Annotated in this window: 19 protein-coding genes; 11 read left to right on the top strand and 8 right to left on the bottom strand. The window is 67.5% G+C overall.

The genetic code is table 11. The features are described 5' to 3' along the window. Nucleotides 1-3 precede the first annotated feature (3 nt). The 4 genes from tatA (at nt 4) to AC3A6P_RS25980 (ending at nt 5004) form a co-directional block, all read left to right on the top strand. Complete coding sequence (gene tatA, locus AC3A6P_RS25995) at nt 4-273, top strand: Sec-independent protein translocase subunit TatA (protein ID WP_487694900.1); 270 nt, start codon at nt 4-6, stop codon at nt 271-273. A 77-nt stretch (nt 274-350) separates the two neighbouring features. Further along, nucleotides 351-1283 (top strand): twin-arginine translocase subunit TatC, encoded by a 933-nt coding sequence (gene tatC / locus AC3A6P_RS25990; RefSeq protein WP_487694899.1) that lies wholly within the window; start codon nt 351-353, stop codon nt 1281-1283. Then, on the top strand, nt 1270-4050 hold the full coding sequence (locus AC3A6P_RS25985) for a DEAD/DEAH box helicase (protein ID WP_487694897.1): 2781 nt from the start codon (nt 1270-1272) through the stop codon (nt 4048-4050). The genes tatC and AC3A6P_RS25985 overlap by 14 nt, the downstream gene beginning before the upstream one ends. Nucleotides 4051-4140: 90 nt before the next feature. Then, the gene (locus AC3A6P_RS25980; RefSeq protein WP_487694895.1) at nt 4141-5004 is read left to right on the top strand and encodes a DUF4333 domain-containing protein; all 864 of its coding nucleotides are present in this window, start codon (nt 4141-4143) and stop codon (nt 5002-5004) included. A 5-nt stretch (nt 5005-5009) separates the two neighbouring features. Here AC3A6P_RS25980 and AC3A6P_RS25975 read toward each other — a convergent pair whose 3' ends face one another. Then, nucleotides 5010-5972: a 5'-3' exonuclease gene (locus AC3A6P_RS25975; RefSeq protein ID WP_487694894.1), complete on the bottom strand. Its 963-nt coding sequence runs from the start codon at nt 5970-5972 to the stop codon at nt 5010-5012. 148 nt (nt 5973-6120) lie between these two features. On the opposite strand from AC3A6P_RS25975, the gene AC3A6P_RS25970 reads away from it, so the two are divergent. The 3 genes from AC3A6P_RS25970 to AC3A6P_RS25960 are packed head-to-tail and all read left to right on the top strand — an operon-like array spanning nt 6121 to nt 10513. Further along, complete coding sequence (locus tag AC3A6P_RS25970; protein WP_487694892.1) at nt 6121-6543, top strand: MmpS family transport accessory protein; 423 nt, start codon at nt 6121-6123, stop codon at nt 6541-6543. Then, nucleotides 6543-9386: an MMPL/RND family transporter gene (locus tag AC3A6P_RS25965; RefSeq protein WP_487694891.1), complete on the top strand. Its 2844-nt coding sequence runs from the start codon at nt 6543-6545 to the stop codon at nt 9384-9386. Before AC3A6P_RS25970 ends, AC3A6P_RS25965 begins: the two co-directional genes overlap by 1 nt. Beyond that, nucleotides 9383-10513 (top strand): M24 family metallopeptidase, encoded by a 1131-nt coding sequence (locus AC3A6P_RS25960; RefSeq protein ID WP_487694890.1) that lies wholly within the window; start codon nt 9383-9385, stop codon nt 10511-10513. The genes AC3A6P_RS25965 and AC3A6P_RS25960 overlap by 4 nt, the downstream gene beginning before the upstream one ends. On the opposite strand, the gene AC3A6P_RS25955 is transcribed toward AC3A6P_RS25960, so the two are convergent. The 3 genes from AC3A6P_RS25955 to AC3A6P_RS25945 form a co-directional block, all read right to left on the bottom strand. Continuing rightward, a complete protein-coding gene (locus tag AC3A6P_RS25955) occupies nt 10510-11493 on the bottom strand; it encodes an NAD(P)H-quinone oxidoreductase (protein ID WP_487694889.1) in 984 nt (327 codons plus the stop codon). The genes AC3A6P_RS25960 and AC3A6P_RS25955 overlap by 4 nt on opposite strands. Nucleotides 11494-11503: 10 nt before the next feature. Further along, on the bottom strand, nt 11504-12064 hold the full coding sequence (locus tag AC3A6P_RS25950) for a hypothetical protein (protein ID WP_487694888.1): 561 nt from the start codon (nt 12062-12064) through the stop codon (nt 11504-11506). A gap of 109 nt (nt 12065-12173) precedes the next feature. After that, a complete protein-coding gene (locus AC3A6P_RS25945) occupies nt 12174-12596 on the bottom strand; it encodes a F420-dependent biliverdin reductase (protein WP_487694887.1) in 423 nt (140 codons plus the stop codon). A gap of 29 nt (nt 12597-12625) precedes the next feature. Here AC3A6P_RS25945 and dprE2 point away from each other — a divergent pair, with 29 nt between their 5' ends. Beyond that, the gene (dprE2, locus tag AC3A6P_RS25940) at nt 12626-13369 is read left to right on the top strand and encodes a decaprenylphospho-beta-D-erythro-pentofuranosid-2-ulose 2-reductase (protein ID WP_487694886.1); all 744 of its coding nucleotides are present in this window, start codon (nt 12626-12628) and stop codon (nt 13367-13369) included. Beyond that, nucleotides 13366-14574 carry a precorrin-6y C5,15-methyltransferase (decarboxylating) subunit CbiE gene (cbiE, locus tag AC3A6P_RS25935; RefSeq protein WP_487694884.1) on the top strand — a complete coding sequence of 403 codons (1209 nt, stop codon included), beginning with the start codon at nt 13366-13368 and terminating at the stop codon, nt 14572-14574. Before dprE2 ends, cbiE begins: the two co-directional genes overlap by 4 nt. Here cbiE and AC3A6P_RS25930 read toward each other — a convergent pair. After that, nucleotides 14546-15061 (bottom strand): winged helix-turn-helix transcriptional regulator, encoded by a 516-nt coding sequence (locus AC3A6P_RS25930; protein WP_487694882.1) that lies wholly within the window; start codon nt 15059-15061, stop codon nt 14546-14548. The genes cbiE and AC3A6P_RS25930 overlap by 29 nt on opposite strands. 93 nt (nt 15062-15154) lie before the next feature. Between AC3A6P_RS25930 and AC3A6P_RS25925 the strand changes: the two genes are divergently transcribed. Together AC3A6P_RS25925 and AC3A6P_RS25920 are read left to right on the top strand one after the other, a co-directional pair. Then, the gene (locus AC3A6P_RS25925; RefSeq protein WP_487694881.1) at nt 15155-15691 is read left to right on the top strand and encodes a DUF302 domain-containing protein; all 537 of its coding nucleotides are present in this window, start codon (nt 15155-15157) and stop codon (nt 15689-15691) included. Next, nucleotides 15688-16635, top strand: a complete 948-nt coding sequence (locus tag AC3A6P_RS25920; protein ID WP_487694879.1) for a ketopantoate reductase family protein — start codon at nt 15688-15690, stop codon at nt 16633-16635. Before AC3A6P_RS25925 ends, AC3A6P_RS25920 begins: the two co-directional genes overlap by 4 nt. On the opposite strand, the gene cobG is transcribed toward AC3A6P_RS25920, so the two are convergent. The 3 genes from cobG to AC3A6P_RS25905 all read right to left on the bottom strand — a co-directional run bounded on the left by cobG (nt 16620) and on the right by AC3A6P_RS25905 (nt 19591). Beyond that, nucleotides 16620-17732: a precorrin-3B synthase gene (gene cobG, locus AC3A6P_RS25915; protein ID WP_487694877.1), complete on the bottom strand. Its 1113-nt coding sequence runs from the start codon at nt 17730-17732 to the stop codon at nt 16620-16622. The two genes, AC3A6P_RS25920 and cobG, sit on opposite strands and share 16 nt — an antisense overlap. Before the next feature lie 16 nt (nt 17733-17748). Continuing rightward, nucleotides 17749-18663: a TauD/TfdA dioxygenase family protein gene (locus AC3A6P_RS25910; protein ID WP_487694876.1), complete on the bottom strand. Its 915-nt coding sequence runs from the start codon at nt 18661-18663 to the stop codon at nt 17749-17751. Between the two features lie 82 nt (nt 18664-18745). Beyond that, nucleotides 18746-19591 (bottom strand): fumarylacetoacetate hydrolase family protein, encoded by an 846-nt coding sequence (locus AC3A6P_RS25905; RefSeq protein ID WP_487694875.1) that lies wholly within the window; start codon nt 19589-19591, stop codon nt 18746-18748. Between the last annotated feature and the right edge of the window lie 17 nt (nt 19592-19608).

Genomic DNA, 19608 nt, shown 5'->3' with positions numbered 1-19608 from the left:
GAAGTGGGTGCTCTGCAACCCTGGCACTGGATCATCTTGATCGCGGTGTTCGTGCTCTTGTTCGGCGCGAAGCGGCTGCCGGATGCGGCTCGCTCGTTGGGCAAGTCGATGCGCATCTTCAAGTCCGAGGTCAAGGAACTTCAGAACGACAAGGAGCAGCCGACGGTGACGCCGCAGCCTCCGACGGTGACGCCGACTGTGGTGCAGTCCGAGCGGGTGGACACCCCGCAGCCTGCCCCGGCTCCGAGCCCCACCGACGCCCGCCCCGCCTGACCACTGCGGACACCAGCCAGCCCACCCTCGGGTGCGGCTGGCTGACCGTGTCTTGACGACGCGAAAAGCTTGAGACTGTGAAGACCCCCGGCGTGTTCAAACGGCTCGACCCTCGTCGACGTCGCGCCAAGACGAACCCCGACGGCACGATGTCGTTGGTCGACCACATCCGGGAGTTGCGTACCCGGATGCTGATCTCGGCTGCCGCGGTGGTGGTCACCACCATCTTCGGGTTCTGGTGGTACAGCCACGGTCTGTTCGGCTTGGACAGCCTGGGTGAGTGGTTACGCGGCCCGTATTGTGCGCTGCCGGCGTCGGCGCGCGCCGAGATCACCCCCGACGGCGGGTGCCGGCTGCTGGCGACGGCGCCGTTCGACCAGTTCATGCTGCGGTTGAAGGTCGCGCTGCTGGCCGGCATCGTGCTCGCCTGCCCGGTGTGGTTCTACCAGTTGTGGGGTTTCATCACGCCGGGGTTGTACGCCAAGGAACGCCGGTTCGCCGTCGGGTTCGTGGTGTCGGCCGCGGTGCTGTTCATCGGTGGCGCACTGCTGGCCTACCTGGTGCTGTCGAAGGCGTTGGCCTTCCTGCTGACCGTCGGCAGCGACGTGCAGGTGACCGCGCTCTCCGGTGACCAGTACTTCAGCTTCCTGATCAACCTGCTGCTGGTGTTCGGTGTGGGTTTCGAGTTTCCGTTGCTGATCATCATGCTCAACCTGGTCGGTGTGCTGCCGTACGAGAAACTGAAGGCGTGGCGGCGCGGGCTGATCATGGCGGTGTTCATCTTCGCGGCGTTCGCCACGCCCGGTTCGGACCCGTTCTCGATGCTGGCGCTGGGGCTGTCGCTGACGCTGTTGATGGAGTTCGCCATCCAGATCGGCCGCATCCACGACAAACGCAAGGCCAAACGGGAGGCCCGAGAAGAGCTGGCCGACGACGAAGCGTCCACCATCGGAACACCGAGCCCCGTCGAGGCGCCCACCCCGGTGCCCGCCCACGATGACATCACCTGAGGTGGCCACGCCCGGCGAACTGGCGAAATTCAGCGCGGAACTGCCTTTTCCGCTCGACGGTTTCCAACAGCGTGCGTGCGTGGCTCTGGAGAACGGTCACGGCGTGCTGGTGTGCGCCCCCACCGGTGCCGGCAAGACGGTGGTCGGTGAGTTCGCCGTCCACCTGGCGTTGGCGGCGGGCCGGAAATGCTTCTACACCACACCGATCAAAGCGCTGAGCAACCAGAAACACACCGACCTGGTGCGCCGCTACGGTCCGGAACGCATCGGGCTGCTGACCGGCGACGTGTCGATCAACGCCGACGCGCCCATCGTCGTGATGACCACCGAAGTGTTGCGCAACATGCTGTATGCGAATTCTCATGCGCTGCAGGGTCTTTCGTACGTGGTAATGGACGAGGTGCACTTCCTGGCAGACCGGATGCGCGGCGCGGTCTGGGAAGAGGTGATCCTGCACCTGCCTGACGAGGTGCGGCTGGTCAGCCTGTCGGCGACGGTGAGCAACGCCGAGGAGTTCGGCGGCTGGATCCAGACCGTGCGCGGCGACACCACGGTGATCGTCGACGAGCACCGTCCCGTGCCGCTGTGGCAGCACATGTTGGTGGGCAAGCGGCTGTTCGACCTGTTCGACCTCGACAAGCACCGGCCCGAGGTGAATCAGCAGCGCCTGCTGGTCGATCCGGAGCTGGTCCGCCACATCGCCCATCGGCGCGAAGCCGAGCGGCTCACCGATTGGCAGCCCCGCGGCCGTGGTCGCTCGCCCCGCGACCGGGACCGGGGCCGGCCCAGCTTCTTCCGCCCGCCGAGCCGGCCCGATGTCATCGCCACGCTGGACCGCGAAGGCCTGCTGCCCGCCATCACCTTCGTGTTCTCGCGGGCCGGTTGTGATGCCGCGGTCAAACAATGCCTGCGTTCGTCGCTGCGGCTGACCACCGACGAGGACAGGGCGCGCATCGCCGAGGTCATCGACCGGCGCTGCGGTGACCTGCCCGACGCCGACCTGGCCGTCCTGGAGTACTACGAGTGGCGGGAAGGCCTGCTGCGTGGTCTGGCCGCCCACCATGCCGGGATGCTGCCGATCTTCCGGCACACCGTGGAGGAGTTGTTCACCGCCGGCCTGGTCAAGGCGGTGTTCGCCACCGAGACGCTGGCGTTGGGCATCAACATGCCGGCCCGCACGGTGGTGCTGGAGAAGCTGGTCAAGTTCAACGGTGAGCAGCACGCGCCGCTGACACCGGGGGAGTACACCCAGCTGACCGGGCGCGCCGGCCGCCGCGGTATCGACGTGGAGGGCCACGCGGTGGTGGTGTGGACCCCGGAGGTGGAACCCGCCGAGGTAGCCGGCCTGGCGTCCACCCGCACCTTCCCGCTGCGGAGTTCGTTCGCGCCGTCGTACAACATGACCATCAACCTGGTGCAGCAGATGGGGCCCGAGCAGGCCCGTCGGCTCCTCGAGAAGTCCTTTGCGCAGTACCAGGCGGACAGGTCGGTGGTCGGTCTGGTGCGCGGTGTCGAACGCGGCGAACGCATGCTCGACGAGATCGCTGCCGAACTCGGTGGTCGCGACGCGCCGATGCTCGACTACGTCCGGCTCCGCGGTCAGATCTCCGAAAAGGAGCGCGCGCAGGCCAGGTCCTCGCGGCTGCAGCGCCGCCGGGCCGCCAGCGACGCCCTGGCCTCGTTGCGCCGCGGCGACATCATCACGATCACCGGGCGGCATGGTGGTCTGGCGGTGGTGCTGGAATCCGACAAGGACAGCGACGAACCCCGGCCGCTGGTGCTCACCGAACATCGGTGGGCCGGTCGCATCTCGTCGGCCGACTACGCCGGCGGTCCCGGTCCGATCGGCACCATGGCGTTGCCCAAGCGCGTCGAGCACCGGCAGCCGAGGGTCCGTCGTGACCTGGCGTCGGCGTTGCGCTCGGCGGCCGAGGGGTTGGTGATCCCCGGCGGGAAACGAGGCCGCGGCCAGGCCGCTCAGGAACGTGATGTCGACCCCGAGCTGATCGAGTTGCGGGAACGGATGCGGCAGCACCCGTCACACGGTGCCGGCGATCGCGAAGCCAGGACACGGGTCGCCGAGCGGTATCTGCGGGTCGAGCGGGACAACGCGCTGCTGCAGAAGAAGATCGGCGTTGCCACGAATTCCCTGGCGCTGACCTTCGACCGGATCGTCGGGCTGCTCACCGAACGCGGTTTCATCACAGAAACCGGCACCGACGCTGCCGATCTGAACGTCACCGAGGACGGCCGGTTGCTGGCCCGGATCTACAGCGAGAGCGACCTGCTGGTCGCCGAGTGTCTGCGCACCGGGGCGTGGGACGGTCTGGCGCCGGCCGAACTGGCCGCGGTGTTGTCCGCGGTGGTGTTCGAGACCCGTGGAGGTGACGGTCCCACGGCACGGGCGTACGAGGTGTCCAGCGCGGGGGTGCGGCGCGCGCTGGCACAGACCCGCCGATTGTCCGGGCAGCTGCGCGCCGACGAGAACCGGCACCGGATCGCGCCGTCGCGGGAGCCCGACGAGGGCTTCGTCAACACGATGTACCGCTGGGCCACCACCGGTGACCTGTCCTCGGCGCTGGCGGCTTCCGATGAGGCCGCCGCAGGTACGACCTTGTCTGCGGGCGATTTCGTGCGGTGGTGCCGGCAGGTCCTCGACCTTTTGGACCAGGTGCGTAACGCCGCCCGTGAACCCGCGCTGCGAACCGCGGCAAAACGTGCGATCAACGACGTGCGGCGCGGCGTCGTGGCTGTTGATGGCGGGTAGGGTGTTGCCAGCGATACGGTTGGATGCGGCAAGCCGAGCGCCTGGCGGATGGCTATGTCGAGCGCCAGTGGAAGAGGATGAGGAGAGACGATGACCGGACCTCAGGGAACCGATCCGACGCAGCCCTGGCAGGGGCAGCAAGGTCAGGATCAGCCCTCCAGTGGTTCGTCCGACCAGCCCACCGGCGACGCCCCGCATTGGCAGCAGCCGTCGAACGAACAGCCCACCACGGCCACTCCCGCGTGGCAGCCGCCCAGCGGCGGGCAGTCGGTTCAGCCCACCCAGCAGGCGCCCAGCTGGCAGCCGCCGGCGTATCCGCCTCCGCAGCAGCAGTATTCGCCGTATCAGTCGCCGGCCAGCGGCCAGACCTCGGGATACAACCCGCAGCAGTACCCGACGCAGGGCCAGCCCGGTTACCCTCAGCCCGGCGCCTACCCGCAGTACGGGCAGCCCGGCCAGTACGGCCAGCCCGGGCAGCAGCCGCAGTACGGCTACCCGGGCCAACAGCCGCAGTACGGTCAGCCCGGCCAGCCCCAGTACGGTCAGCCGGGGCAACCGCAGTACGGCCAGCCCGGGCAGTATCCCTACGGTCAGCAGCCCGGTGACGAGGGTTCGAAGAAGTCGATGGCCGCGGTCGGCACCATCCTGGGCGTGCTCGGCGCCATCATCGTGGCCGTCGTCCTGGTACTCGGCTTCTGGAAGCCGGGCTTCTTCGTCACCACCAAACTCGATGTGACCAAGGCTCAGGAGGGTGTGCAGCAGATCCTCACCGATGAGGCCAATGGCTACGGCGCCACCAATGTCGAGGACGTCACCTGCAACGGCGGCGAGAGCCCGACGGTGAAAAAGGGCGACACCTTCGACTGCGAGGTGAGCATCGACGGAACCAAGCGCCAGGTGACGGTGACGTTCCAGGACGACAACGGCACCTATGAGGTCGGCCGGCCCCGCTGATCCCGCTAGTCCAGCTGGTCCAGCGCCTGCTGTAGCCGGCCGATCGACGAACTGACCCCGTACGCCTTCGCGAGGTCGGCCACCTTGCGGGGATGTGCGGCGGCCAGCGGCAGCGCATCCGTGTCGGTGGACAGCGTGACGGGTGCGTCGGTGGCCACCCGCACCACGGTCCCGGCCACCTCCAGATAGTCGGCAGCCGCCTTCAGCTTGGTCCGAACACCTTTCGGCACAGACGATTTCGGGTCTTCGGCGGCACTGAGAATGCCGTCGAGGGACTTGTGCTGTGCCAGCAGTGTCGCCGCGGTCTTCTCACCGATGCCCGCAACGCCGGGCAGTCCGTCGGAGGGGTCCCCGCGCAGCACCGCCAGCTCCGCGTAGGCCGCACCGGCGCGTTCGGCGGGCAGCGCGTACTTGTCCGCCACCTCTTTCGGACCCCACAGCACCGCCTTGGCCAGCCCCTGGCCGAGATAGAGCACCCGCACCGGCACCGGCTCGTCGGTGACCACCTGCAGCAGATCGCGGTCGCCGCTGACCACCACCACCGGATCGCGACGTTCGCGGGCAGCCAGCGTGCCCAGCACGTCGTCGGCTTCGAACCCCGGCGCCCCCGCGGTGGCGATCCCGAACGCGTCGAGCAGTTCCATGATCATCTCGACCTGCGGGGTCAGCTCATCGGGAACCTCTTCGACATCCGGTGTGCCGTCCGGGTTTTCCTGCTCGACGCGGTGCGCCTTGTAGGACGGGATGAGGTCCACCCGCCATTGCGGCCGCCAGTCCAGATCCAGGCACACCACCAACCGTCCCGGCCGCTGCTGGGTCACCAGGGTGGCTATCGCGTCGAGGAATCCGCGCACCGCGTTGACCGGGCGGCCGTCCGGGGCCTTGATCGAGGAGGGCACCCCGAAGAAGGAGCGGAACCACATGCTGGCGCCGTCGAGCAACAGGACCGGAGAGGAAGTGGCGGGCACGCGCTCATCCTGCCAGCCGGGTTCGGACGCCATCTACGGTTCTGGTCAGTAGAAGTGCCACTCGGCGGGTTCCATAGGTTAGCCTTGCTTCACACTCAACCCGGCCCAGCGGCTCGAGTCCTCGGAGAAGGGAACTGCGATCGTCACCGTGCTCAAACGCGTGTGGCTGCCGCTGGTGTTGGTGGTGGTTCTCGCTCTCGGAGGATTCACCGTGTCACGGGTACGGGGGATCTTCGGCTCAGAACAGTTACCGACGTACGCCGGCAGCATGGTCGATGCCGGCACCAACTCCGACCCCAAACGGGTCACCTACGAGGTGTTCGGAAACCCCGGCGCCACCGCCGACATCAACTATCTGGACCCGGACGGCGAACCGGTGCAGGTCGACGGCGCGACGCTGCCCTGGTCGATCGAGCTCGAGACCAACGCGCCGTCCATGGCGGCCAACATCGTCGCCCAGGGCAGCTCCGACTACATCGGCTGCCGCATCACCTCTGACGGCAAGGTTCACGATGAGCGGAGCACCAGCGCTGTGAGCGCCTACGTCTACTGCCTGGCGAAGTCCACCTGATGCGTCGAGCGCAGCAGAATGTGAACGCCGAACCCACGGCGCTGGCACGCTGGATCAGGCGCCTGGCCGTCCCGATCGTGATCGGCTGGGTGGCGCTGGTCGCGGCCGTCGCGGTGCTGATCCCACCGCTGGAAACGGTGGCCGCCCAGAACTCGGTGCCGCTGAACCCCACTGACGCGCCGTCGCTGCAGGCGATGACCCAGATGGGCAAGGTGTTCGAGGAGTCCAACTCCGACAGCATCGCCCTGATAGTCCTCGAGGGCACCGAACCCCTCGGTGAGGATGCCCACGAGTACTACGACGGACTGATCGAGCGCTTGCGGGCCGACACCGCTCACGTCCAGAACGTCCAGGACTTCTGGGGCGACCCGCTGACCGAATCCGGCGCGCAGAGCACCGACGGCCGCGCCGCGTACGTGCAGTTGTTCCTCGCGGGCAACATGGGCGAGACGCTGGCCAACGAGTCCGTCGACGCGGTGCGCGCCGCCGTCGAAGCCGTCCCGCCACCGGCCGGGGTCACCGTCCACGTCACCGGGCCCGCCGCGTTGCAGGCCGACCTGAACCACGCCGGCGAACGCACCGTCCTGCTGATCACCGTGGTGACCTTCTCGGTCATCATCGTGCTGCTGCTGTTCTTCTACCGCTCCATTGTCACCGTGGTGATCGGGCTCGTCGTCGTCGGAATCCAGCTCGCGGCGGCCAGCGGTGCGGTCGCGACGCTGGGCCATTTCCAGGTCATCGGATTGTCGACGTTCGCGGTGAACCTCGTGGTGGCGATGGCGATCGCGGCGGGAACCGATTACGTGGTGTTCCTGGTGGGGCGCTACCAAGAGGCGCGCGCGGCCGGCGCCGACCCCGAAGCCGCGTACTACGAGATGTTCCGCGGTACCGCCCATGTCATTGCGGGTTCCGCGCTGACCATCGCCGGTGCGGCGTTCTGCCTGAGCCTGACCCGGATGCCGTACTTCCAGAGTCTCGGTATCCCATGTGCGGTGGGCATGCTGGTCGCGGTCTCCGTCGCGCTGACCCTGGGCCCGGCCGTCATCACCATTGCCAGCCGGTTCGGTCTGTTGGAACCCAAGCGGGCCATGCGAATCCGGTTCTGGCGCCGCATCGGCACCTCCGTGGTGCGCTGGCCGGTGCCGATCCTGCTGGCCTCGCTGGCCGTGGCCCTGGTCGGTTTGGCGGCGCTGCCGTTCTACCAGCCCAGCTACGACGACAAGCAGTTCATTCCGCAGGACATTCCCTCCAACGAGGGCTATCTCGCCGCCGACGAGCATTTCTCGGCCGCCCGGATGAACCCCGACATCCTGTTGATCGAGGCCGACCACGATCTACGCAACTCGGCGGACTTCCTGGTGCTCGACAAGGTGGCCAAGGCCGTGTTCGCGGTGCAGGGGATCTCACGGGTGCAGGCCCCCACCCGGCCGCAGGGCACGCCGATCGAGAACACCTCGATTCCGTTCATGATCAGCATGCAGGGCGTCGGCATGGCCCAGAACATGGAGTTCATGTTCGACCGGCTCGACGAGATGAAGGCTCAGGCCGAGGATCTGGGCAACACCATCCAGATCATGAAGAACATGCAGAGCATCATGACGCGCATGTCCGGGATCACCACCGACATGCTCATCGACGTCAACGATCTGCAGGACACGGCCAAGGAACTGCGCGACACCATGGCCAATTTCGACGACTTCTTCCGGCCCATCCGCAATTACTTCTACTGGGAACCGCACTGCTACAACATCCCGTTGTGCTGGTCGCTGCGTTCGGTTTTCGACAGCCTGGACGGGATCAGCGTGATCACCGATCAGATGGACCGGATGGTGCTCGGCTTCACCGACATGAACGCGCTGATGCCGGAGATGCTGGCGCAGTTCCCGCCCATGATCTCCACCATGGAGAACATGCAGCACATGATGCTGACCATGCACCAGACCATGTACGGCATGTACTCGGCCATGGACGAGGCCGGCGAGGGCGCCACCGAGATGGGCAAGGCCTTCGACGCGGCCAAGAACGATGACTCGTTCTACCTGCCGCCCGAGGTCTTCGACAATCCCGACTTCCGGCGCGCGATGGACCTGTTCGTCTCCCCGGACGGCAAATCGGTGCGGATGATCATCTCGCATCGCGGCGATCCCGCCACCCCCGAGGGACTGTCCCGGGTGGAACCCATCAAGGTCGCCGCGATCGAGGCCATCAAGGGCACCCCTCTGGAGGACGCCCGGGTGTCCTTGGGCGGCATGGCCGCCACCTACAAGGACCTGTCCGAGGGCTCCAAGTACGACCTGTTGATCGCCGGGATCGCCTCGGTGTGCCTGATCTTCGCCATCATGCTGTTGGTGACCAAGAGCCTGGTCGCGGCGATGGTGATCGTCGGAACGGTGCTGACGTCGCTGGGTGCCTCGTTCGGACTCTCAGTGGTGTTGTGGCAGTACATCATCGGGCTGCCACTGCACTGGATGGTGGTACCGATGGCGGTGATCGTGCTGCTGGCGGTCGGTGCCGACTACAACCTGATGATGGTGGCCCGGTTCAAAGAGGAGATACCGGGCGGGTTGAAGACGGGCATCATCCGCGCCATGGGCGGTACCGGCAGCGTCGTCACGATCGCCGGTGTGGTGTTCGCGTTCACCATGGCGTCGCTGGTGGTCAGCGATCTCAAGACCATCGGCCAGATGGGCACGATGATCGGCATCGGCCTGTTGTTCGACACCTTCGTGGTGCGCTCGTTCATGGTGCCGTCGATCGCCGCGCTGCTGGGCCGCTGGTTCTGGTGGCCACTCAATCCTCCGACCAGACCGGCGCGGGAGCGGCAAGCTAGCCTGACTGGATGAGCTCCAGTCGCTTCGCATCCACCGTCTACTCCGACCGGTTGCAGGCCGCCGCGGCGGCCGCGGGCCAGGCCGGGCTGGCCGGCCTGGTGATCACGCCGGGCTATGACCTGCGCTACCTGGCGGGTTCGCGCGCCGAGACGTTCGAGCGGCTGACCGCGCTGGTGATTCCGGCGGCGGGGGAGCCGACGGTGGTGGTGCCCCGGATGGAGCTGGCCTCACTCAAGGAATCCGCCGTCGTCGAGCTCGGGCTTGCGGTGCGCGACTGGGTGGACGGTGACGATCCGTACGCGCTGGTGGCGGAGGTCTTGGGCGAGGCTCCCGTGAAGGTCGCGGTCACCGACGCCATGCCCGCGCTGCACCTGCTGCCGCTGGCCGAGAAGTTCGGCGTGGTACCGGTACTGGCCACCGATGTCCTTCGCGCGCAGCGGATGATCAAGGACGCGAGCGAGATCGACGCCCTGCGCAAAGCGGGTGCGGCGATCGACCGGGTCCATGCCCGCGTACCGGAGTTCCTGGTGCCGGGCCGCACCGAAGCCGACGTCGCCGCCGACATCGAGAAAGCCATTCTGGCCGAAGGGCACTCGGCCGCGGCGTTCATCATCGTCGGCTCCGGCCCGAACGGCGCCGACCCGCACCACGAGGTCTCCGACCGCGAACTGCAGGCCGGCGACATCGTCGTCGTCGACATCGGTGGACCGTACGAGCCCGGCTACAACTCCGACTCCACCCGCACCTACAGCCTCGGGGAACCCAATCCGGAAGTCGCTCAACAATATTCGGTCCTGCAGCGCGCGCAGCGCAAAGCCGTGGACGCGGTGCGCCCCGGTGTCACGGCCGAACAGGTGGACGCCGCGGCCCGCGACGAGCTGGCCGAGGCTGGGCTGGCCGGGTACTTCGTACACCGCACCGGCCACGGAATCGGGCTGTCGGTACACGAAGAGCCATACATCGTCGCGGGCAACGGCCTTCCGCTGGAGCCGGGCATGGCGTTCAGCGTGGAACCCGGGATCTACTTCCCGGGTAAATGGGGTGCCCGCATCGAGGACATCGTGATCGTCACCGCCGACGGCGCCGAACCCCTCAACACCCGACCGCACGATCTGATCGTGGTGCCCGTCGAAGGTTAGGGGCGGTTGTCGAGAATCACCTTGCCCACGGTCTTCTTGGACTCCAGCAGCTGATGGGCGCGCCATGCCTCGGCCAGTGGGACCACCGTGTCCACCGGTACCCGCAGCGCTCCGGCCTCGTAGAGCGGTAGGACCTCGCTCCTGACCCGGGCGACGATGTCTGCTTTCTGGCCGGCCGGTCGCGCCCGCAGCATGGTGGCCGTGACACTGGCCCGTTTCGACATCAGCAGACCCAGATCCAACAGAGCCGGCGTGGTGGAGCCGCCGATGATCACCAGATGGCCGTCGGCGGCCAGGCATTTGACGTTGCGCCACAGGTAATCCGAACCCACCACGTCCAGGATCGCATCAACGCCGCGGCCGTCGGTGGCGGCCAGCGTCGCAGCGACAAAATCCTCCGTGCGGTAGTTGATCGCCGTCTGCGCGCCCAACTCCCGCCCGACCCGGGTCTTCTCGTCGCTGCCCGCCGTCGTGATGACCCGTGCCCCAATGGCTTTGGCCCACTGGATGGCGAAGGAACCGATACCGCCGCCGGCGCCGTGGATCAAGACGTTCTGGCCTGCGGTGAGTCCGGCGACCATACCGAGATTCGAATACACCGTGCACGCCACTTCCGGTATCGCCGCGGCCTCGAGCAGCGTCAACCCGGCGGGAACGGGCATCACCTGCGTGGCGAGCACCGCGACCTCGTCTGCGTAGCCCCCGCCGTCGAGCAGGGCGCACACCCGATCACCCGGTGACCAGGCGCTGACATCGGCTCCCGTTGCCGTGATGATGCCGGCGCACTCCAGCCCCAGCGGTCGCGGTGCACCCGCAGGCACCGGATAACGGCCGCGACGCTGCAGCAGGTCGGCGTTGTTGACACCGGCCGCGTGCACGCTGATCACCACCTCCTCGGGGCCGGGCACCAGCGGATCGACCGGACTCCAGCGCAAGACCTCTGGCTCACCGGGATGGTCGAACAGAACTGCAGAGGACATCATCAGCCCTTCAGGCGGCGCTGGAGGCGGAATGTGAGATCGCCCGTCGGGCAATGCTTTCGGCGTACAGGGGCGTCTCGACGGCGCAGTGGCGCCCCGATGCGTCCTGCCGCGCCGCGGCGGCCTCCTCGAATGTCTGGCCGTGCCGGCCGATGAAATCGAGGAAGTGCTCGGTGGGGTGCGACGTCACGGTGTTGGTGTAACGGCAGTGCTCGCCGTCGAGCCGCTCCATCTTCAGTTCCCAGACCACCTGTGTCGACGTCCACCCGTGGGGTGTCAACACATCGGAGAGGGAGACCATCTTGCAGTAGTGCGGATCGGCGACCTCGAAGCGGTACTGCTGTACCACCAGACCGGTACCGATCATCTCCACGTTGATCGACATCGGGGTCCCGTCGTCGTCCGTCGTGTAGCCGGCCGCCTTGTGATCTCCGGGCGCGCAGCGCTGATATTCGTGTGTGGGAAGGGTTTTCAGCCAGTCGGCGATGTCCACATCCTTGAAACGAACTTCTACGTCCGCGGTGAATTCGGCATGGGAGAGAATCAGATCTTCGCGAACTCTGGTGGTCATCGACTGCTCCTTGGTGAAGTGGCCTCGGGTGCGGTGTGGCCTTGCGCAGTCGATGGTGCCGTGCAGACAACGGCGCTGCTACGCCGCTAGCGGCACTCAAGAAGTGGTGCTAGCCCCCACCCGAGCGGTCCAGCAGGTCGGAGCTGCCCAGCACGCGTTCGATGTGAACCTCGATGACCACTCGGCGTGGGTTGACCCGCGGGGTGCGGTAGCGCTGGGCGTAGCGCAGTTCGGCATCGCGCACCGATTCGGCGTCGGTGAGCACGCTGGCCCGGCCCTCCAACGACAGCCAGCGAGCGCCGTCGACCTGGCTCAGTACCGCCACACCACCGCGTTCGGCGTTGACCGCCTTCTGGGTGCCACCGGAGGTGATGACGCGGGCGATGTGGGTTTTGGGGTCGAAGGTGAATCCGACCGCTACCACATGCGGGGAGCCGTCGGCCCGCAATGTGGTCAGCATGGCGAGGTGGCGCTCGGTCAGAAAAGCCAGCGCGTCGTTGGTCAGCCGGGTCGTTGCGTTCGCCATCGGCACCCACGCTAGCGCAGGACATAATCGCTGGTGTGGAGGACACGGGTGTGGTGGTGATTTTCGGGGGACGCAGCGAGATCGGTACCGAGCTCGCGCTGCGGTTGGCACGCGGAAACGCCGTGGTGCTGACCACCCGCGGTGGTCACGTTCTGGATGCGCAGGTGTCCGCGCTGACGGCGGCAGGCGCGCAGTCCGTGCACGTGTTGGCGTTCGACGCCGACGATCTCGGTAGCCACCGCCGCATCCTCGACGAGATCGTCGCCGAGCACGGACCCATCGGCACCGCGGTGGTGGCGTTCGGCATCCTCGGTGATCAGGCCCGCGCGGAGACCGACGCCGACCATGCGGTGGCCATCGTGCACACCGACTACGTGGCCCAGGTGAGTCTGCTGACCCACCTTGCCGACCGGATGCGGGCCGCCGCCCGTGGGCGGATCGTGGTGTTCTCCTCGATCGCCGGTAACCGGGTGCGCCGGGCCAACTACGTGTACGGCTCGGCGAAGGCGGGACTCGACGGGTTCGCAGGAGGGCTGGCCGACGCGCTGCACGGCAGTGGGGTGCACCTGCTGATCGTGCGGCCCGGGTTCGTGATCGGCCGGATGACCGAGGGGATGGATCCTGCGCCGCTGTCCAGCACGCCGCCGCAAGTGGCCGAAGCGGCCGCTCGCGCTCTGGCGAAAGGCAAGCGGTCGGTGTGGGTGCCGGGCTCCTTGGCGGTGCTGGCCTTCGTGATGCGGTTGCTGCCGCAGTCGGTCTGGCGCAGGATGCCCAGATGAGCACCAGGCGGGTGGTGATCCTCGGTATCGGGGCCGACGGGATGGCCGGGCTCGGCCAAACCTCACGCACCGAGCTGGCGGGGGCGACGGTCGTTTTCGGTGCACGGCGAGAGTTGGATCTGCTCGACGACACGGTGCCGGGGGAACGCCGGACATGGGGAGAGCCCTTCACGGAATCGCTCGGCTGGATCCGCGATGACGCACCCGGCGATGTGCACATCCTGGCCAGCGGCGACCCGATGCTGTGCGGTATCGGTGCCACCTCGATGCGTTTCTTCGGCCGGGATCGTGTGACGGTGCTGCCGCATGTGTCGTCGGTGACGTTGGCCTGCGCCCGGTTGGCATGGGACGTCCAGAGCACCGAGGTCATCAACATGGGGTTGGCGGGCCCGCGTGTCGCGGTGCGACGTGGCGGGCAGGCGATCGTGCTGTCCCGCGATGGCGCGAGCCCCACCGCGCTGGCGGAGTTACTGGTCGAAACCGGGCGCGGTGATTCGGAATTCAGTGTTCTGGAGCAACTCGGAGGTGTTTCCGAGCGGTGCCGCACCACCACGGCGCGGGCGTGGGCCGCCGACCCTCCGGGTGACGTCGACGATCTCAACGTCGTCGCCGTGCGCTACCTGCCCGATGACCGGCAGTTCACTGTTCTGCCCAGTGACGCCTATGACCACGACGGGCACATCAGCACCCAGTCCATCCGCGCCATCACCGTGGCCGCTCTGGCGCCGAAACCCGGCGAGTTGCTGTGGGACGTCGGTGCCGGCGCCGGCAGCATGGCGATCGAATGGTGTCGTGGCGCGCCACGGTGTCAGGCCATTGCCTTCGAGAAGGATGAGGTGCGCCGGCAGCGGATCATCGACAACGCCCTCAGGCACGGCGTCGACATCGAAGTGCGCGGCGAGGCGCCCCGAGCGTTCAGGGAGGCGATCCTGAGTGAAAGTGGCGTCGACGGCGTGCAGAGACCGACGGCGATCTTCGTCGACGGCGGCGCCGTCGGGTACATACTGCTGACCAGGAGCTTCGAGAATCTGCGGTCCGGCGGCAGGCTGGTCGCCAACGCCGACACCACCGCAGGTGAGGTCGCACTCTTGTCGTTGCACTCCCGCCTCGGCGGACGGCTGCGTCGTTTTCAGCACTCGGAAGGCGACACCACCCGCTGGCGCACCGAAGTGCCGATCACTCAGTGGGTGGTGCAGAAACCCTGACCGGCTCGAGCATCCGGTGTGGTTGCTGCAAAGCGATACTCACCGGGTCGTCGCGGCGCACCCGCGTTTTTCGGGGTGCCACCGTGATCAGGTCGGCGACCTGGGGGCGTTCCCCGCACTCCTTGCACACGCCGCCAACCACGCGTCCACCGCAGTCGACGTGCTCGAACGCGCGGCGGTAGTCGGCACCCAGGTAGTGCCGGCCACCCCAGTTGCCCAGCGCGTCGAGCACCGGCCACAGCGCCAGGCCCTTGTCGGTGAGCGCATACTCCCCGTCCTCGGAGGTCAGTACTTCCTCCTGCGTCAGCCGGGAAAGGCGCTGAGACAGCACGGCTTTGGGGATTCCCAGGTGAACCTGGAAGTCGCTGAACCGGCGCACGCCGTAGAACGCGTCACGCAGGATCAGCAGCGTCCACCGCTCGCCGACGATCTCCAGTGACCGGGCGATCGGGCAGTTCTCGGTGGTGTATTCGCGGGGGAGAGCCACATCTCCATTGTGACACCTTGCGGGTTCATTGACTGAACCATATTCTGGCCATGAGGTGGTTCATTCACTGAACCATGACATTGGAGGTGCACCATGGACGCTGCCGAAATCACCACCACCGACCACGTCATGACCCGGGTTGATATCGCGACGGGAATTCCCTACGACGAATTCCGGGCCGCTTTCGAGCGGGCAGCGCCGGCCTTCGATCCCGGCCCGTTCCAGTGCATCGCCGACGTGGGCGGTTCCTGGCCCGATGTGGAGGCGGCGGTGGCGGAGATGGCACCGCATCAACTGATGGTGTACGCGACGATCGACGCGTCGCCTCTGTTGGCCCTGGCCGGACATCGGACCAGAGCTGTGGAGTACCTGTTGGGCAATCACGTCATTGCCGAGAGCATGTTCCGCCACGATCCGCACGCGCTGCTGTACGCACCACTGCGGGTGCTGGTGTACAGCGATGACGCCGGGAACGCGGTCTGGAGTATGGACCGGCCCAGCGATGCCTTCGGCAGCCTCGGTCATGACGACATCACCGCGGTAGGTCGTGGCCTCGACGCCAAAGTGGTCGCGCTACTGCGGGCGCTCGGCGTGGACGCCGCAGACGGTTTCGCCGGTCAGCCGGCATGAGAACCCTGGTCGTCGGGGCGGGTGCCACCGGCGGATACCTTGCCGCGCTGTTGAGCGCCGGCGGTCGTGATGTGACGCTGCTGGTGCGCGACACCACCCGCGGCGTCGCACTGCGGGACGGATCCACCGTCACCGGTGTGCAGATCCCGTCGCTCACCCGCGACCAGCTTCGCTTCCCGTTCGACATCGTGGTGCTCGCGGTGCGCAGCGATGCCGTCGCCGACACCATCGGCGACATCATGCCCGCGGTGGCAGAGCACACGCGCGTGCTGGCGTTGACCAACGGCCTGCGGCATATCGACTGTCTCACCCAGGCTTTCGGTGACGTCCGTACGGTAGGTGCCGCCGCTCGGATGGCGACATCGCTGGCGTCGGACGGGATCGTCGACGTCATCAGCCCCGGTGTCGAGCTGCAGCTCGGAACGCTCGACGATGCACCGCCGGAGTCGTTGTCGCCGTTGGTATCCGAGTTCACGGTCCCCGGTGTGGACGTCGGCGTGGTCGACCACATCCGAGACGCGCTGTGGGTGAAGTTCATGTTCATCACCTCCACCGCGGTGCTCACGTGCCTGGCGCGCGGCGCCATCGGCGACGTCGTGTCCGCGCCGGGCGGTCCTGCCGTCGCCGAGCGGATTCTGCGCGAGGTCGGCGCTGTCGCCGCAGCCGACGGTGGGCCGGACATTCCGGCAGCGTTGCGCGACACACTCACCGATCCGGCCTCGCGTTTCGGGCCGTCGATGTACCGCGACCTGATGGCCGGTCGCTCCGTCGAGGTCGCTGTGGTGCGCGAGCTGGCGCAGCGGGCCGAGCGGCACGGCATCGACACCCCGGTGCTGACCGCTGCCGTGGTGGGCCTCGAAGTGCACAACAGCCGGATCGGACGGGGCAGCTTCTCCGACTGCCGGACCGGCTTCGCGGGAGCACCCGATCAGCGGGTGCGGTAACCGTCGCCGGTGGCCACCAGCACCTGTCCGGTCGACGGGCTGCCGCAGGCCCGTTCACAGCCCACGTAGTGGTGGTGTCCACTGCCCAACTCGCCCGACTCGACGGCCGCGGTCGCATCGGCACGCACGTCGGCGGCGGAGCGTTCACAGCCTGGGCTGCCCACACACGCGCTGACATCCAGCCACGGCGAGTTCGCGTCGAACACCAGCCCTTGTGGCGCGAGCACGCGCAGCGAGACGTCCGCGATCTCCTCGGACAGGTCACACACCAGCAGCGAGCGCCACGGCGTGATCACGATCGGTGCGGAAATGGCCGCCAGGTACTCCGCGGTCCGCGACGGCAACACCCCGAGCGGCACGCCCGCGCCGAGTGCGATCCGGCCGTCACGCTGCTCGAGCCACCCGATGGGGCCCTTGGTCTGTGCGGGCCAGCTCCGGCCGGGTTCGGCGTCGACGGCCAAACCCCGCAGCAGCTCCCCGGTATCGGCCAATTCACTGACCCGCCAACTGTTTTCCCTGATCTCGACGAACCGGCGCGCCACCGTGATGAGGGTGCGGATCACCTGCTCGGGGCGCAGCCGCACCCCGGTGTCGGTGCCCGACAGCAGCAAAGCGACGGTCTGCTCGTCGAGGACGTGGGCGCCGACATCGGCGTGCAGCCCGGACACGTCAGCGCTGCCGTCGTCGAGGCTGAACCAGAACCGCCCGGGCAGTCCGGCCAGCGCCGGGTCGGCGCAGACAGCGGCATCGAGCTCGCTGACCCACGCCCGCACGTCGAGCAGGCCCCCGATGCGCCCCGACAGTGGCGAGGCCACGATATTGCGCACCCGCTCGTGGGTGGGTGACGGCAGCAGGCCCGCCTCGGACACGGCGGCGGCCACCGGTGCGGTGTCGGCGATACCACGCAGCTGCACGCTGCCGCGTGAGGTCAGCTCCAGAGCCGCCGAGCCGTGTTCAGCCGCGGCGTGCGCCAGAGCTTCCAGCTGACCGGCGTGAAGCATGCCGCCGGGCAGCCGGATCCGGATCAGGGCGCCGTCGGCGGCCTGGTGCTCCTGGAGGGCGCCTGGGCAGGCGTCCTGCTCACGTTCTCGGGCCACCCGTCCACGATAAAGGTCAGGCAGGAACCGCCTGCAGAATCGGCGAGTAGTGCGACGCGTCACCGGCGACGACCCGGCTGGGCTGACCGAAGACGTCGACGGGCACATCACCGGACAGCGTGACCCGGTTCAGCCTGCGGTACTGGTCGTCGTAGTCGGAGACCGCGTAGTGCTGGGTGGCGCGGTTGTCCCAGATGGCGAGGTCGCCGAGCCGCCAGTTCCACCGCACCGTGTTCTCCAACCGGGTGACCCGCGCCTGGAGCAGATCGAACAGCGCCCGCGACTCGGCCGAGCCCAGGCCGACGAACCGCTTCACGAAGTGGCCCAGCACCAGCACCCGGCGCCCGGTCTCGGGATGTACCCGGACCACCGGATGCTCGGTCTCGAAGTAGGTGGATTCGAACTCCTCGCGGTACTCGCGGGTGGAGTCGGGCACCGTCTCGTCGATGTCGGAGGGGTGTTCGGCGGCGTAGTCGTACTGGTTGGTGTGCACGGCCCAGAGGTTCTCCGCCAGGGCCCGCAGCGGGGTGGGCAGTTGCTCGTAGGCGGTTTCGGTGTTGGCCCACACCGTGGTGCCGCCGTACTCGGGCAGGGTGACCGCCCGCAGCAGGGACGCTTTGGGAATGCGGTCGACGAAGGTGACGTCGGTGTGCCAGCTGTTGGCTTTGTCGTAACGCGAATCGATGGGAAGTACCTGGTGGCCGCGTGAGGTCACGGTCGGATGAGCGATGGTGGGGGTGCCGAGCAGTCGCGCGAACGCCAGCTGACCGTCGTTGTCCAGGTGATGCTGATCGCGGAAAAAGATCACCTTGTGCTCGAGCAGCGCCGCGTTGACCGCGGCCACGGTGTCGGCGTCCAGGTCACCCGAAAGGGTGATGCCGTCGATCTGAGCGCCGATGTGCGCACCGAGTTTCTTGATGTCCAGAGCCATGCAGTCGATTCTCGGCCGAACGGGCGGCTCGTACACCTTTTGGCTGTGCGAGATTAAAACTCACCGTGCTCACAACCTGCCTTCACGCCACCGGGTTGGTGAGCTCGGCCAGCCCGTCGCCCAGCTCGCAGCGCACGGTGTCACCGGGCACGATGCCCACCGCACCCGGCGTGCCGGTGGACAGGATGTCGCCGGGGTAGAACGGCATCACCTGGCTGTGGAAGCTGAGCAGTTCGGCGGGGGAGAAGGTCATCCCGGACACCGTGTCCTTGCGGTGCACGGCGCCGTTGTGAATGGTGCTGACCTGCAAGTCTTCCAGCGGGCCGTGCGACAGCAATTCATCGAGGGTGATCAGGTCGGGCCCGAACGAGAAGAACGTCGGATAGTTCTTCACCCGGGTCAGGTAGCGCGGGTTCTCCAGCAGGATGCCCTCGGCGGTCTGGTCCAGGACCGGCACCACACCCGCTACGTACTCCATCGCCTCCTCGACGCCCACCTGGTAGCAGGTACGCCCGATCACCAACCCGAGTTCGGCTTCGGCAGTGACCTTTCCGATGTTCGGGGGAACGACGATCGGTTCGCCGGGGCCGACGATGGTGTGGTCACCTTTGAGGAACGACGCGGGCGTGGTGCGGGGCGCGGTCTCGCCGAGGTCGCCGGCATGTGCGCCGTAGTTCAACCCGATGCCGAAGATCTTGCGCGGGCTGCGCCACGGTGCCAGGACCGGTGCATTCGGGTCGACGCAGTGGCTGTCGTCGACGCCGGCGTTCACAGCGGTGGCCAACTCGCCGATCCGGCCGGTTTCCAACAGCGACATCAAATCGCTGGGGCCACCGGCCAGGACCTGATCGACCCGGGCGAGGCGGCCGTCGGGCAACGAGATGCAGGCGGTCGGTTGTCCGGCCACCTCCACAGTACGGAGACGCATGAAACTCCTTGGGTGAG

Source organism: Mycobacterium sp. Soil_C_30 (assembly GCF_057656995.1).
The sequence above is the reverse complement of the archived record's forward strand: the minus strand, read 5'-3'. Positions and strand labels throughout refer to the sequence as shown.